Genomic DNA, 14,718 nt, shown 5'->3' with positions numbered 1-14,718 from the left:
AGTCACGGCCTGGGGCCCGGCATCGTTAAAGCAACCCGTAGCCGCGTTGTGGAACATGCTGATGGCAGTACGTCGCAACGCGGACCGGATGCTGGGTAAAGCCCTCGCCCCCGTCACGGATTTACTGGAAAAACTGGCAAACCGCCTGCGTGTTGAAGGTGACAATGCCTACCGCGCGCATGTGGGCACCAATGTACACCTCTACGGCGGCGAACGGGCGGCAAAAGAAGTGGAGATGTTTAAGCAGGAAAAGCCGGATTGGGTGGATGTTGGGAAGAAAAAACAGACATACAAACCATTAAATTCTTTTGATGATGAACAATCGATAACAGAAGGATGGCCAGATATTCGGGAAAATTCCTCTAACCCAGTACTTAAGGGCAAGTTTGATACTTTTGATAACTCAATGAGTGCGATTGAAATCCCACCAGGAGAGATTCTTTACCGTGTTATTGATCCAAGTTCCTCCGACAATAGTATCTGCTGGATGCGAAAGGCTGAGTTTGAAAAACTGACGTCGAAAAGTGACTGGCGTAAACGTTTTGCCGTATGGAAAAGCTGGAATGAAAATGGGGAATATGTCGTTTACACCGTTCCGCCGGGACGGCCTCTTAAGGTCTGGGAAGGTCGTGCTGCAACACAAATTAATGAGAATGCCAAAGAATATTCGCTGGAAGGCGGAGCGGTACAAATCGTACTGAACCCGTCGCAGCTTAAAAAAGAGTTTACCGGTGAACGGCGGAAAACCGGCTGGGGCTATGGCGATGTAGCAAGTGATCCGGTCAGCCCTTATCTGGGGCTACCGAAGCTAGAGAATAAAAACAGCTGGTACGAACCAAAAGGAAAAGAATAATGGGTATTTTACATCCGCAGGAATGTTACTTTTTAGAAAAATTCATCTCAGCAGAACATTATGCCGAAACCCGTGATGCCATCATTGCCTATATCGATGCCCATGAAGAAGCCCTGGCAAGATATAAACGTGAACTGCCGCTTAATGCCCGAAAAACCCCTCAATGGCAGCAGGCCGATATGGTATGGGAAAATCGCGTGATGCCTAATATCAGACCCATGAAAGAACGTTATATGAAAGCTTATATTCTACGAACTCATAGCGACATCAAAGCATTCGATATCGGTCATGCTATGAGCAATATTAGCAAAGGTATTGTTGAGTTTTGGAATGGATGGATGACTGAAGGTGAAATAGAAAAAATTTCTGCTCTTGAATCTGTGGCTAAAAAACTTGACCGTCAACTATCAACAACATTGAGTGGGACGTGGGATGAAGGTAATTTAACTTACAACGGCCGGGGGTGCTATGCCTTGGAAGACCTACCATCTCAAATCCCCGAATATAAACTTGATCCAGCAGTAAGGATTGAAATTGATGATATTCCTATCGAAACAGGAATTTACTTGCCGGATGCAGATTTTTCTTCAGCAAGATTTATTGCTGCTAATTTTGGCGAACCACCAGAAGCAGTGCAAGGAATTAAACGTACAGACAAGCTAGACGTGGAAACAGGTAAACCAAGATATAGCTGGAGAGAATCTCAGTGGGCAAAAACCGGTTGGACTCTTATCCGCCGGGTTGGAGGCGAATTTATCAATGTGCCGGTGGACGGATTTTTCCCGAAAGGATTACCCGAAGAATTGTACAACTGGCCGGAGAAAGAGAAGTTATTACGCCAGGCGGAACCCACCCGAATCACCGCGTACAGCGGCGAAACCAGCCCGCACTCCGGCCGCTGGGGCACCTTTATCGACGGCAGTTTGCGTTATGCTCATGTCAAACAAGGCCAAGCCCTGCCGGAATATGAAGATAAAGAAAGCAAGCTTCATCGTACGCTTTGGTCACTGCTGGAGCGGGATGATAAGGGCAGCGTTTTTATAAACAGCTAAATGACTTTTGTGCATGTAGCCGGTTTTGATTTAAACCGGTTACTGTGATTAACAAGGACGTGGCGGATAAATCTAAAGGAAACAATAATGGGAATTTTACATCCGCAGGAATGTTACTTTTTAGAAAAATTTATCTCAGCAGAACATTATGGCGAAACCCGTGATGCCATCATTGCCTATATCGATGCCCATGAAGAAGCCCTGGCAAGATATAAACGGGAGATGCCTCTCAATGCCCGCAAACTCCCTCAATGGCAACAGGCTGATGTCGTATGGGAAACTCGTGTAATGCCAAATATTCGTGATTTAAGGGAGTACTTCAGTAAACGATATATCCAACGTAGTCATAATAACCCAGAAGCATTTAGAATGGGCAATGCAATGGGATATATTCAAAAAGGTATTGTGGACTTTTGGAATGGATGGATGACCGAATATGAAATGGAACGAATATCTGCTCTCGAATCCAAAGCTAGTAAACTTGATAAGCGTCTGTCAATAACATTAAGAGGTGCCTGGATAGAAGGTAACCTGACATATATTTATTCAATGTATGATAAATCCGAGTTACCTAAGACAATTCCGCGTTATGAATTAGATCATTCAGTGCGTATTGAGTCAGGCGATGTTCCAACGCAGACAGGTCTCTATTTGCCGGATATTGATTTTTCACCCGCAAGATTTATTCCTGAAGACTATGGTCAACCGGCCTCAGCGAGACAAGGTACCCAACGCAGTGACTGGGTGGATTCAGAAACAGGTGAAAAGGAATATCGCTGGCTGGAATCTCAGTGGGCAAAAACCGGCTGGACCCTTATCCGTCGGGTTGAAGGCGAATTTATCGATGTGCCGCCGGAAGGTTTTTTCCCAAAAGGATTACCGGAAGAATTATACAACTGGCCGGAGAAAGAGAAGTTATTACGTCAGGCGGAACCCACCCGAATCACCGCATACAGTGGCGAAACCAGCCCGCACTCCGGCCGCTGGGGCACCTTTATCGACGGCAGTTTGCATTATGTTCATGTCAGACAAGAGCAAGTCTTACCGGAATATGAAGATAAAGAAGGCAAGCTTCATCGTACACTTTGGTCACTGCTGGAGCGGGATGATAAGGGCAGCGTTTTTATAAACAGCTGAATGACTTTTGGGCGAGTAACGGGTTTTGATTTAAACCGGTTACTGTTATTGACAAGGACGTGACGGATAAATAAAAAAGGAAAAGAATAATGGGTATTTTACATCCGCAGGAATGTTACTTTTTAGAAAATTTTATCTCAGCAGAACATTATGCCGAAACCCGTGATGCCATTATTGCCTACATTGATGCCCATGAAGAAGCCCTGGCAAGATATAAACGTGAAATGCCGATTAATACTCGCAAACTCCCTCAATGGCAGCAGGCTGATATAGTATGGGAGTCACGCGTGATGCCTAATATCAGACCGATGAAAGAACGTTACATGAAAGCTTATATTCTACGAACTCATAACGACATCAAAGCATTCGATATCGGTCATGCTATGAGCAATATTAGCAAAGGTATTGTTGAGTTTTGGAATGGATTGATGACTGAAGAAGAAATTTTGGTTATTTCCCAGCTAGAAACTATCGCATCAAAATTAGATCATAGACTTTCTGATTCACTGAGAGGTGCATGGGATGAGGGGGATTTGACTTATATTAATTCAATGTATGATAAATCAGATTTACCTAAGACGATTCCTCGTTATAAATTAGATCAATCAGTACGTATTGAGTTAGGTGATATTCCCAGCCAGACAGGATTCTATTTGCCGGATATTGATTGTGCACCCGCACGTTTTATTGCTGAAGACTATGGTAAACCGGCCTCAGCGAGACAAGGTACCCGACGCAGTGACTGGGTGGATTCAGAAACAGGTGAAAAGGAATATTGCTGGCTGGAGTCTCAGTGGGCAAAAACCGGCTGGACCCTTATCCGCCGGGTTGAAGGCGAATTTATCGATGTGCCGCCGGAAGGTTTTTTCCCAAAAGGATTACCGGAAGAATTATACAACTGGCCGGAGAAAGAGACTTTAACCAACTAAAAGCTTTCATCGATTTACTTTCTACGTTGAAAAGAAACCACAGGTATGGACTATTGCTCATCCTAAAAAACAATAGCCATTGTTGAAATAGGAGTTTTCAACTCCGAAGTAGAGTTTGAAAAGGTTTCAATTTTTAATCCAGAAATTTGTATTTCCCAGCCCCGCCACATTAAAAATGCCATAACGAAAAGGAATGTCTCATGGCCACATTACACACCCTGTTAGCGCTATGCCCACAGGAAAACCCAGATATATTGATGCAAAAGGCCAAAGTGCAAACGGCGCTGTGGGAAAAATGGCTAAACCCGGTTAGCAGCGATAACGCAACTGGTGAAGATCCCGGTTATGACGATGATTTTCAACGTATGCGTGAAGAAGTTAATAAGCTTTCAGGCGCGGATACTGAACTGGTATGCCAGCTGGCGGAGAAATTACTGACCACTGTATGCAAAGACGTAAGGGTGGCCACTTATTACCTCTGGGCACGATTGCATCGCGACGGCGAATCGGGTCTGGCCGAAGGGTTGGAGCTGTTGAGCGGACTGGTCTCACGCTATGGCGACCAGTTGTTGCCATCACGAAAAAATAGCAGGCGGGCTGCCATGGAGTGGCTGGCAGGAAGTAAAGTCCTCGACAGCCTTTCGCTGTATCCCGAAGTCGATAAGCCAAAGTTTGAACGCATTTTGGCTGCACTCACCCTGTTTGAAGACGTTATTACATCATGGGAAGACGCAAACCGACCACAGTTGGGCGGTCTTTATGATGCCCTTGAATCCCGACTGGCTCAGTCTGGTGGCTTCGATGCCGTTGTTCCGCAAAATAGCGGCGGTCAGGCAACGTCTGATTCGCGCTCCATCTCGCCGGACATGCCGACATTAAAGGTAATACAGTCTGGTCGTGAGTTACTCGATCAGGCTAAGGCGTTAGCTCAGTACCTGCGAGACCAGCCACAAGGCTGGCTATCAGGACACCGCTTGATGACTACAATACGCTGGGACACCGTCGACCAACTACCTCCGCTGGACGCTAAAGGTTGTACTCGCCTGGTACCACCCCGTACTGACTACCGTGCCCAACTCAAACGCCTGTATCTGCAACAAAGCTGGAGCGAATTACTGGAAAATGCAGATAGGATGTTTACTGAAGGCGTGAACCATTTCTGGCTGGATATTCAATGGTACTTGCACCAGGCACTCAGCAAGTCGGGGGCGCCTTATGATAGTTGGGCAGAATTTATCGAACAGGATCTGCGGTTATTGCTGCTTCGTTTACCGGGACTGGAAACGCTGGCCTACAGTGACGGTACCCCCTTTGCAGACGAAGTGACCGCAGGCTGGATCGCTCGTGATATTCAGGACAATGACGGGCGATGGCAATCTGAACCCAATGCAGTCTCTGCAAGTGGCGATGAAGATGTTCTTCAGCTTGAAACCGAAGCACTGGCGCAGGCAGACGGTGAAGGTATTGAAGCTGCACTCAATTGGTTGCAGATTCGCCCGGGGATCACTACACCTCGCCAACGTTGGCTAATACGGCTGCTCATGGCTCGTGTTGCTGAACAATATGGAAAAAATGAAATGGCACTCCACTTACTTGGAGAACTGGACAGCACAGGAAATAGCCTCACGCTGAAGCAATGGGAGCCGGCCCTGCTGTTTGAAGTAAAAGCACGACGACTCAAACTGCTGAGAATGCAATTCCAGCGCGGCGATACTGATAAAGCAAAACTCATCCTCGAAATGGACACGCTACTCGCCGGATTGGTTTCAATTGATCCTGCGCGCGCGGCAGTGCTTTGTGCTTAAGAAAGGACTTTAACCGCGAATGAACTCAAAATCCCCCTCTCTTTATGAAATCCTCACTGGCAACTTTGCCGGCGGCCTCGACCTGCACAACGTCAGCGAAGAGAATCAGGTGATCCTCTCTGTGCTTGATAACATGCAGCGCATTCTTAACTGTCGCGCGGGCACGCTTACGCACCTGCCCGATTATGGCTTGCCGGACATGAGCAAAATCCTGCAAGGGATGCCCGGCACGGCGCACTCGCTGCTGACCACGCTTTCCGGCACGTTACTCAAATACGAACCCCGCCTGAGAAAAATCAATGTGATATTGCTGCCGCAGTCCAGGCCGGGGCATCTTGAGTACGCCCTCGACGCCGAACTGAAAGACCTCGGACTTGTGCGCTTCGGAACAGAGTTTATGCCGGAAGGCCGCGTGCTGATGCGTCATATGAAACAACAGAATTACGTGTGACAAATTTAAAATATTTTAATTCCTGTTTTTTAAAATTTAATGTCAACAGGGAGGAGTAACCCACAATCATGAAATAGCCTCTAAATAAAACAGATCATATGCATGGAAAAGCTAACCAGGCGCAATGTCTGGTCATTTAAATTAATAAAGGGTTTTTATATATGTTTAAAGGTATTTTTTTACTGACCACCGCCTCATTATTTTCTTTAAGCGCGCAAGCGGGGCTATTTGGAGGCGAAGACTTCAAATGTGGCAGAGATGATGCTGTCAAAGCTGTTCAGGATTACATCAAAAGTGAAGCAGGAGCGAAACTGCAGAACGATTATATTATCAACTCCGGAGCATTCTATAAAAAAGACATCCAGGAATTTCAGAGTAAAATAGATTCAATACCCATGACGATTTCTAATGTCTCAACAACATCAACAACCGACGGAACGCTGAACTGTAGTGCAACAATAGCGGCACAACTTCCACCAGAAACCCTTGAAGTGTTAAAAAACAACCCGGAGTATCTGTCCAGTATCATTTCAGATAATGGGAAAATGAATAACGGTAAAGTTGTATGGAGTAATTATCCCTACAGCCTCAGTCTGGCTGATAACAAAAAGGATATATCTGTAAGCAGAGTTAATTACATTCAGAACTCTATATATAAAATGTCCACACTCGCAGTGAATAAAGATCATATCATCACTTCTAATTTCACTGTAAAATTATCCAACTCAAAAAATAACTATGCAAGAAGCGACCGAAACCTGAATGATATCTGGAAAAGCCTCCCGGACTCGATTAAAACTTCCATGAAGAAATCACAACAAGCGTGGGTGAATGAAAAAGCGCTTAAATGCGGAAAATTATCGGATGCGGATATGGAAATTACGCCAATTCAAAACAGGATTAATATTTATGATTGTCAGACAAAAATGACAAATGAACGCATCGCATTTTTAGGTGGCGATAATTATTAATTTACAATGCTAGTCAATGTGCACCCAAAAAATCGGGTGCACAAACTTTACCGCCAAATAAAGCTTTCTCAGGTAAGACAAGATGATAACCCAAGACAAAAACCGCCAGTTGCGCACCGGGGATGACCCGCGTGCGCTGGCTGATTACGCGGTTTTACGCGAAGAACTGAGCAAATTAACCCATCCGGCGCGTCCCGATGTGGACTGGAAAAAGGTGGAACACCTGTGTCTGAACCTGTTCCAGCAAAACGGTATCGAGCTGCAAACGGCCTCCTGGTACACACAGGCCAGAGCGCGGCTAGCGGGCATGCCGGGATTAAATGAAGGGCTGGCGATCCTCGAGGCATTAATTTCACGTCAGTGGCCGGGACTGTGGCCGCAGCCGGTGCACGCGCGGATGGAAATTCTTTCGGGTCTGAGTCAGCGTCTTCAGCAAATATTGCGCGGTATGTCACTGGAATATCATGATTTATCGCAGATTTATCAGGCAGAAAAACTGATCGCTTCGCTTTGCAATGTGTTGCAACGCCTTGAACTGAAACACGTCAGCCAGCTGGAAGCACTGACTAGTTTCATGCATGGTACTGCCGTCAAGCTGGAGAATATGCACGCGACCAGCGATGCAGCAATCGTTTTACCGGCGGCAGCGGTAGAAAAAGCGGAAAAAGAGTGGACCGCGCAACCCGGTGAACAATGGGTGTATGTTGCGCAGAGCGGACCTGCCGAACCGCAGGTGATTGCACCGCCTTCGCCAGTGAAACGTCCGGTGCAGTGGAAAGGGTTTATCGCAGGTATCGTGGTGACGGCATTGGCCGGTACCGGTTTTAAAGCCGGGATAGATGCTTTTTATCATCCGCAAACGGCAGAGCAACTGATGGCGACGCTGCCGGTATTACCAAAATCGCTGAACGCACAGACGCTGGAAACACTTAAGAACCAACAGGCTGAGATGCTCCACCGCGAGGCACCGGCATTTCTGGCCGCCACCCAACAGCAAACACGCCAGCTGGCAGCATTGCCGCCGCGCTGGGCACAGGACACCGGAGCACAACTGGTAAAACAGGCGCAAATCCTCTGGCCGGATAACCCCGCATCTCAACAACTGGCAAAAAACTGGACACAGCAGCTTAACGCCAGTGCGATACCGCTGGAAAACCTCGATGGCTGGCAACAGGCGAATACGCAGTTACAGCAACTGGCGGACAAACTCAACGGGCTGGATGAACAACGCGGTAAATACATGACCGTGTCGCAGCTAAAATCCTCCGTGTTTGCCATCCAGCAGGCGCTGAACAGTTCGCCGCCAGTCGAAGAATCGCTGCGCAAACTGGCGCAGGATAAACAGCAGCAAAAAGGCATATCCCCGCAGCGGATTATGCAAGTGGATAACCAGTTCACGCAGTTGCTGAACAGGTATGTGTTGCTCCTCCAGAACTTACCGGCGACAACCGAAAAAAATGGTCAGGCAGATCACTGACTGATGTTTGTGGCGGCGGACGTCAGCCATCTTAAATTACAGAGGAAGTATGTCAGCAAAAGAACGGTTTCTAAAAAAATTACAAGACAGCCAACCTCGCACTGGCTCTTTTGAAAATAAAGGTCAGGCGGATATCGCCGAGTTCCGGCAGCGGATCAGCCTGCTGCAGGAAAACATGGAAGAATGGCTGGAAGGCACCGGTATACGGATCGAAGGCACCACTATCTCACTGGTTGAATGTCTGATGGGCGGGAAATCATTCAGCGTTCCGGGTATACGGCTGTTTTATGAAGACAGGCAGGTGAAATTCACGCCGGTCTATTTATATGGCCAGGGCGTCACAGGCTGTGTGGAAGCCAGTCTTTGCATTCAGGGTCGCGTGACTGTCCTGTGCCGGTTGTTTATGCGTGCTGGCGAAAACAGGGACTGGACATGGCGCCCTGCAAATCCCTTCACCGGGCCAGAGCGGGCGTTTAGTGAAGATGCCTTTTTTGAGCTGATAGGAGGCTTATTACCCTGACGCCTTCGGGCGTCTTTTTTCCTCAGTCACCCGGGCAGACTTCCGTTAAAATGTAAAAAAATGCTACAAAAATTACCTTCCGGCTCCATTTTTCACCAAAACCGATGACATAAATTTACATTGCATTAAAAATAAGAATGCGCTGTCACTCCTGCAAATTTAACTTTCTTGTTACCAATTTTGCACACAACAAGCCATTACCGAATGCAGGGAAATTACATTTGAAAAACATCACAACTTTTTGATCCAGATCAATGCAACAACATGACCTCTCACTTTTTGTGGTTAATTCCCTTCCCCCGCTTTTCTCCGAATTTAGTTTTCCCTCCCCTGCTTTTTACCCGTACTGAAAGTGTTTCAGCGACTAATTTCCCCACGGAACGGTCCCTGTTAATCCCTTCGCGCGATGTGCTTAAATCGGTTTCTCGCAAAACCCCGGCAGTCCCACCCTTTCATTCATGACTTCACCTGCGAATGTCATACATCGCCGGTTCCCGTACCGGTATTGCTGTTTGGAAGGGTAACCTGACACACAAAAGAGGTTGTTATGTTTGGTCTTGATGCGCTAGAACTGGCCCGGATCCAGTTTGCCTTCACCGTCTCTTTTCACATCATTTTTCCCGCTATTACTATCGGGCTTGCCAGTTTTCTGGCTGTTCTGGAAGGCATGTGGCTGAAAACAAAAAAAGAGGCATATCGCGACCTGTATCATTTCTGGTCGAAAATCTTTGCCGTTAACTTCGGTATGGGCGTGGTCTCCGGTCTGGTGATGGCTTACCAGTTCGGCACCAACTGGAGTATGTTCTCGTCATTCGCGGGCAGCATTACCGGTCCGCTGCTGACGTACGAAGTGTTAACTGCATTTTTCCTCGAAGCTGGCTTCCTCGGCGTGATGCTGTTCGGCTGGAACCGCGTCGGACCGGGCCTGCACTTCTTCTCTACCTGCATGGTGGCGCTCGGCACACTGATGTCGACGTTCTGGATCCTCGCTTCCAACAGCTGGATGCAAACCCCGCAGGGCTACGAGATTGTTAACAACCTGGTGGTGCCGGTCAGCTGGATGAAGGTTATCTTCAACCCGTCCTTCCCGTTCCGCTTAATGCACATGACTACCGCCGCGTTTCTGGCGTCTGCCTTCTTCGTGGGCTCTGCTGCGGCATGGCATTTGCTGCGCGGTCGCGATACGCCAGCCATTCGCACCATGTTGTCGATGGCAATGTGGATGGCGCTGATCGTCTCGCCAATTCAGGCATTCCTGGGCGATGCGCACGGCCTGAATACCCTGAAATATCAGCCCGCTAAAATCGCGGCCATCGAAGGCCACTGGGAAAATAAAGACAACAAACCTTCCCCGCTGGTGCTGATCGGCTATCCCGATATGAACCGTGAAGAAACCCGTTACGCGATTGAAATCCCGTATCTGGGCAGCCTGATCCTGACGCACAGCCTGACCCATCAGATCCCGGCGCTGAAATCCTTCCCGAAAGAAGACCGCCCGAACTCTTCCGTCATCTTCTATACCTTCCGCATCATGGCCGGTCTCGGCATGCTGATGATTTTGCTGGGGGTGCTGAGCCTGATCCTGCGCCGTGGCGGCAAAATGTATACCTCTAAAGCGTTCCTGCGCTTTGCTTTCCTGATGGGGCCTTCCGGTCTGCTGGCGTTGCTGGCGGGTTGGATCACCACGGAAATGGGGCGTCAGCCGTGGGTAGTTTATGGCCTGCTGCGTACCAAAGATGCGGTATCTAACCATAACGTCATCCAGATGAGCGTCAGCCTGATCCTGTTCATCGTCATTTACTGTTCGGTGTTTGGTGTCGGTTACGGCTACATGATGCGTCTGATCCGCAAGGGTCCGCAGGCGCACGAAGGTGAAAGTGTTGATCACGGTGGTCCGGGCCAGCACCGCACGCCTGCGCGTCCGCTGTCTGCGATTTCAGAATCACTGACTGACGAAAATAAGGGAGCTTGATAATGGGTATCGACTTACCGCTGATCTGGTTTTTGATCATCATCTTCGGCGTGATGATGTATGTGGTGATGGACGGATTCGACCTGGGTATCGGCCTGCTATTCCCGCTGGTGAAAAAAGAACACGACCGTGATGTGATGATGAACACCGTTGCGCCGGTCTGGGACGGCAACGAAACCTGGCTGGTGCTCGGCGGTGCGGCATTGTATGGCGCATTCCCGCTGGCGTACTCGGTGATTCTGGATGCACTGACTATCCCGCTGACCCTGATGCTGTTCGGTCTGATTTTCCGGGGTGTGGCGTTTGAATTTCGTTTCAAAGCCAGTCCGGCCAAACGTCACGTGTGGGACAAATCTTTCATCTGGGGTTCGGTGATCGCCACCTTCTGTCAGGGCGTGGTGCTGGGCGCGGTGATCAACGGAATTCCGGTGGTGAACCGGACTTATGCCGGTGGCGCACTGGACTGGCTGACGCCGTTCACGCTGTTCTGTGGTTTTGCGCTGGTGGTGGCTTATGCCCTGCTCGGCTGCACCTGGCTGATTATGAAAACCGAAGGCGAATTGCAGGAAGCGATGCACAAAATCGCTAAACCCCTGTTGCTGGTATTCCTGCTGGTGACGCTTGCAGTCAGCCTGTGGACGCCACTGACCCACAGCGATATCGCCACCCGCTGGTTCTCGCGCCCTAATCTTTACTGGTTCCTGCCGGTACCGGTGCTGGTGGTGCTGGTCTCCGCGTGGATGTATCGCGCCATCAGCAAAAATGCGCATCACGCGCCGTTCCTGCTGACGCTGGCGCTGGTGTTCCTCGGCTATACCGGTCTGGGGATCAGCATCTGGCCGAACATCATTCCGCCGTCCATTTCTATCTGGGAAGCGGCTTCACCGCCGCAAAGCCAGGGCTTTATTCTGGTCGGCGCCCTGTTCATCATCCCGATCATTCTGGTGTACACCTTCTGGAGCTACTACGTGTTCCGCGGGAAAGTCACACCGGATCAGGGTTATCACTGAGGAATCGCGTTATGAATCTCATCAGAAAAATGGATGACAGCAACATCACTAAAGCCCCGTTCTTAAAGCGTGTCGGCTGGATGGCCGTCATCTGGGGCGGCAGCGTGCTGGCGTTATTTGTTGTGGCATCGGTGTTTCATCTGCTGATGTTTGCGGCAGGAATGAGAAGTCATTAAATGGAAACGATTGGGAGGAATTTTGCTGGTGCACGCAATGTCGAAGCAAGCTTCAACTCCCTAAAATTGCTGTAATACCCCACCCCAACCCTCCCCTTCGCAGGGGAGGGAGCCGGGCGCTGTCTTCCTCAGCATCGGGAGATTAAGGGTCGGTTTGCCTTGCTCCTCCCCCTGCGAAGGGGGAGGCTGGGAGGGGGTTTAGCAGACAACTCTGCTATACCCTCTCCCTTTTTTATTTCTCCAGCACCCGCCCGATAAAATCGAGAATATCGTCCATCGCTTCCTGACGCGCTGCGGCGGAAGGCATGACGATCAGCTGATCGGAATAGCCATTCATGATGGCAGACAACTGGCGGGTAACGCGTCCGGCATCGGTCGGGCGGAACACGCCGCTGTCGATCCCGGCGCGGATAATGTCGGCCAGCAGCGCCAGCCACTTATGCACCATCAGCCGCGCCAGTTCGGCGTAAGCCTCATTATGCGCCGCCAGTTGCCACAGCGAACCATACAACTGCCAGATATCGCCCTGCGTATCGGGCAGATAATTGCACACCAGCGTGTGTAATTTTGCTTTGGGCTCAAGCGGTGAAATTTCAGCGGAAAACTCTTTCAGCTCCGCCATCATCACCACCGACAGCGCTTCAACGCACAGCGTCTGCCAGTCAGGAAAATAATGATAAATGTGGCTGCGGGAAATCCCGACGTACTCCGTCAGCTCGCGCGTCGTGACTTTTTCAATCCCCTTTTCGATAAAGAGACTGATGGCTCCGTCAAGAATTTTAGCCCTTAACGCTTCCCGGTTTTCTTTCATAATTTATCCTGTACTGGCATTGAGCAGTTGCTCAGACCGGCATTTTATCAGGAAGCCTGGCGTGTGCCCACGGACTTACGCAGCACGATTTTCAGCACCACGACGCTGGTAATCACCAGCACAGCCGCAGAAATCAGCACCGCCAGAAACGCCTGATCAAATGCGGTTCGAGCCAGACTGGTCAGTAACGAAGCATGCTCAGGACTGAGATGCCCGGCGAGCGCCAAGGCTTCATCAAGACTGTCATACGCCGTTTCACCGCTGACCAGTCCTTGCGGAAGTGTCAGGCTGCGGCTGTAAACCGCCGTCATCAGGCCGCCCAGCAAGGTCACGCCGAGCACGCCGCCCATTTCCCACGACACATCTTCTATCGCGGCCACCATTCCGGCCTTGTCTTCCGGGGCGTTGAGCATGATCGACGTCGAGGCTGCGGTCACTGCGCCACCAAGGCCAAAACCTAAAATAAACAGACTGATCAGCTGTATCACCGCGCTGCCATCGTAGACCAGGGCGTGAATGACGATGCCGAGTGCAGATATCGCGAAGCCGCCGAGCATCATTTTGCGCACACCGACACGCGGGATCAGCATACCCGCCAGCGGCGAGGCCAGCGCAGACGCCACCGGGATCGGCAGGATAAACATCGCCGCCATAAACGGCGTCAGTCCAAGCACCAGCTGCAACCGCTGGCTCAGCACCAGTTCGATACCGATCAGCGCAATCATTGAGGTGATCGCCACGCCCACGCCACAGGCAAACGCACGGTTGCGGAACAGTGAAAAGTCGATCATCGGCTGTACTGCGCGTTTTTGTCTTCTGACGAATAAACCGAGGAACAGGACGCCTGCGGCCGCAGAACCCATGATCACCAGCCACGACGAATTAATCTGGCTCAGCTCTTTCAGCGCGTAAATCACGCCCACCAGCCCCGCCATCACCAGCGCAGAACCGGCAAAATCACACGGACGTTGTTTATTACCTTCACCGCGCGGGATCAGCGCCTGTGCAAACGGGAAAACGGCCAGCACAATCGGCACGTTGATCAGGAACACCGAGCCCCACCAGAAATATTCCAGCAGCACGCCGCCAATGACTGGCCCGAGCGCCGCAGCGCCGGAAGCCACCGCCGACCAGATGCCGATCGCCAGCGCACGTTCACGTTCGTTGGTAAATACGTGGCGCACAATTGCCAGCGTCGCAGGCATCATCATCGCCGCGCCAATCGCCAGGAAAACGCGGGAGGCGATCAGCATTTCAGCGCTGGCAGAAAACGCCGCGCACAGGGAAGCGAACGCAAATACCGGCAGCCCGCTCATAAAAAGATTTTTGTGTCCGATGCGGTCACTGAGCATTCCCGCGCCCGGTAACAGACCGGCGACCACCAGCGGATAGGCATTCACTATCCATAATTTTTCCGATGCCGTGGCGCCCAGCGCCTGCGTCAGACGCGGTAAAGCGGTGTACAGCACGGTCATATCAATGATGATCAAAAAGAGTGTACTGGTGACAATCGCAAGTATCAGCCAGCGGTTATTGACGAACATAAAAAGTGCC

The 14,718-nt window shown here is 50.1% G+C and carries 13 protein-coding genes and 1 pseudogene; 12 read left to right on the top strand and 2 right to left on the bottom strand.

All coding sequences use genetic code 11. The features are described 5' to 3' along the window. The 12 genes and pseudogenes from LC431_RS14825 to LC431_RS14770 all read left to right on the top strand — a co-directional run. A pseudogene (locus LC431_RS14825) lies at nucleotides 1-853 on the top strand (hypothetical protein); the annotation flags it as partial. Then, entirely contained in the window at nucleotides 853-1,905 is a 1,053-nt protein-coding gene (locus LC431_RS14820) for a hypothetical protein (RefSeq protein ID WP_013577846.1), read from the top strand. The pseudogene LC431_RS14825 and the gene LC431_RS14820, both read left to right, overlap by 1 nt. Before the next feature lie 87 nt (nucleotides 1,906-1,992). After that, complete coding sequence (locus LC431_RS14815) at nucleotides 1,993-3,042, top strand: type VI secretion protein ImpA (protein ID WP_223510034.1); 1,050 nt, start codon at nucleotides 1,993-1,995, stop codon at nucleotides 3,040-3,042. Between the two features lie 89 nt (nucleotides 3,043-3,131). Next, the gene (locus LC431_RS14810) at nucleotides 3,132-3,971 is read left to right on the top strand and encodes a type VI secretion protein ImpA (RefSeq protein WP_223510033.1); all 840 of its coding nucleotides are present in this window, start codon (nucleotides 3,132-3,134) and stop codon (nucleotides 3,969-3,971) included. Between the two features lie 200 nt (nucleotides 3,972-4,171). Then, on the top strand, nucleotides 4,172-5,776 hold the full coding sequence (gene tssA, locus LC431_RS14805; RefSeq protein ID WP_200227857.1) for a type VI secretion system protein TssA: 1,605 nt from the start codon (nucleotides 4,172-4,174) through the stop codon (nucleotides 5,774-5,776). A 19-nt stretch (nucleotides 5,777-5,795) separates the two neighbouring features. After that, nucleotides 5,796-6,227 carry a type VI secretion system baseplate subunit TssE gene (gene tssE, locus LC431_RS14800; protein ID WP_013577850.1) on the top strand — a complete coding sequence of 144 codons (432 nt, stop codon included), beginning with the start codon at nucleotides 5,796-5,798 and terminating at the stop codon, nucleotides 6,225-6,227. 161 nt (nucleotides 6,228-6,388) lie between these two features. Further along, the gene (locus tag LC431_RS14795) at nucleotides 6,389-7,198 is read left to right on the top strand and encodes a lysozyme inhibitor LprI family protein (RefSeq protein ID WP_013577852.1); all 810 of its coding nucleotides are present in this window, start codon (nucleotides 6,389-6,391) and stop codon (nucleotides 7,196-7,198) included. A gap of 82 nt (nucleotides 7,199-7,280) precedes the next feature. Then, nucleotides 7,281-8,675, top strand: coding sequence for a VasL domain-containing protein (locus LC431_RS14790; RefSeq protein WP_223510032.1), 1,395 nt, complete (start codon nucleotides 7,281-7,283; stop codon nucleotides 8,673-8,675). Between the two features lie 49 nt (nucleotides 8,676-8,724). Next, nucleotides 8,725-9,195, top strand: coding sequence for a hypothetical protein (locus tag LC431_RS14785; protein ID WP_153376397.1), 471 nt, complete (start codon nucleotides 8,725-8,727; stop codon nucleotides 9,193-9,195). A 547-nt stretch (nucleotides 9,196-9,742) separates the two neighbouring features. Further along, nucleotides 9,743-11,167, top strand: a complete 1,425-nt coding sequence (locus LC431_RS14780; protein WP_013577855.1) for a cytochrome ubiquinol oxidase subunit I — start codon at nucleotides 9,743-9,745, stop codon at nucleotides 11,165-11,167. A 2-nt stretch (nucleotides 11,168-11,169) separates the two neighbouring features. Beyond that, nucleotides 11,170-12,177 carry a cytochrome d ubiquinol oxidase subunit II gene (gene cydB, locus LC431_RS14775; protein WP_013577856.1) on the top strand — a complete coding sequence of 336 codons (1,008 nt, stop codon included), beginning with the start codon at nucleotides 11,170-11,172 and terminating at the stop codon, nucleotides 12,175-12,177. A gap of 11 nt (nucleotides 12,178-12,188) precedes the next feature. After that, a complete protein-coding gene (locus tag LC431_RS14770) occupies nucleotides 12,189-12,353 on the top strand; it encodes a DUF2474 domain-containing protein (RefSeq protein WP_013577857.1) in 165 nt (54 codons plus the stop codon). A gap of 232 nt (nucleotides 12,354-12,585) precedes the next feature. Here LC431_RS14770 and LC431_RS14765 read toward each other — a convergent pair whose 3' ends face one another. Then, on the bottom strand, nucleotides 12,586-13,164 hold the full coding sequence (locus LC431_RS14765) for a TetR/AcrR family transcriptional regulator (protein WP_013577858.1): 579 nt from the start codon (nucleotides 13,162-13,164) through the stop codon (nucleotides 12,586-12,588). A gap of 47 nt (nucleotides 13,165-13,211) precedes the next feature. Next, nucleotides 13,212-14,708 (bottom strand): MFS transporter, encoded by a 1,497-nt coding sequence (locus tag LC431_RS14760; RefSeq protein WP_153376386.1) that lies wholly within the window; start codon nucleotides 14,706-14,708, stop codon nucleotides 13,212-13,214. Between the last annotated feature and the right edge of the window lie 10 nt (nucleotides 14,709-14,718).

It is taken from the genome of Rahnella sp. GSA61A, assembly GCF_019969905.1.
Taxonomy (GTDB): Bacteria; Pseudomonadota; Gammaproteobacteria; order Enterobacterales; family Enterobacteriaceae; genus Rahnella; species Rahnella aceris.
Note: the sequence above shows the minus strand (reverse complement) of the source record. Positions and strands in the feature narration are given on the sequence as shown.

Bases quoted from the DNA above. Each gene is read 5' to 3' on its own strand.
- LC431_RS14820 (WP_013577846.1), top strand. From the start codon at position 853: ATGGGTATTTTACATCCGCAGGAATGTTACTTTTTAGAAAAATTCATC.
- tssE (WP_013577850.1), top strand. From the start codon at position 5,796: ATGAACTCAAAATCCCCCTCTCTTTATGAAATCCTCACTGGCAACTTT.
- LC431_RS14795 (WP_013577852.1), top strand. From the start codon at position 6,389: ATGTTTAAAGGTATTTTTTTACTGACCACCGCCTCATTATTTTCTTTA.
- LC431_RS14780 (WP_013577855.1), top strand. From the start codon at position 9,743: ATGTTTGGTCTTGATGCGCTAGAACTGGCCCGGATCCAGTTTGCCTTC.
- LC431_RS14815 (WP_223510034.1), top strand. From the start codon at position 1,993: ATGGGAATTTTACATCCGCAGGAATGTTACTTTTTAGAAAAATTTATC.
- cydB (WP_013577856.1), top strand. From the start codon at position 11,170: ATGGGTATCGACTTACCGCTGATCTGGTTTTTGATCATCATCTTCGGC.
- LC431_RS14790 (WP_223510032.1), top strand. From the start codon at position 7,281: ATGATAACCCAAGACAAAAACCGCCAGTTGCGCACCGGGGATGACCCG.
- LC431_RS14785 (WP_153376397.1), top strand. From the start codon at position 8,725: ATGTCAGCAAAAGAACGGTTTCTAAAAAAATTACAAGACAGCCAACCT.
- tssA (WP_200227857.1), top strand. From the start codon at position 4,172: ATGGCCACATTACACACCCTGTTAGCGCTATGCCCACAGGAAAACCCA.
- LC431_RS14770 (WP_013577857.1), top strand. From the start codon at position 12,189: ATGAATCTCATCAGAAAAATGGATGACAGCAACATCACTAAAGCCCCG.
- LC431_RS14760 (WP_153376386.1), bottom strand. From the start codon at position 14,708: ATGTTCGTCAATAACCGCTGGCTGATACTTGCGATTGTCACCAGTACA.
- LC431_RS14810 (WP_223510033.1), top strand. From the start codon at position 3,132: ATGGGTATTTTACATCCGCAGGAATGTTACTTTTTAGAAAATTTTATC.
- LC431_RS14765 (WP_013577858.1), bottom strand. From the start codon at position 13,164: ATGAAAGAAAACCGGGAAGCGTTAAGGGCTAAAATTCTTGACGGAGCC.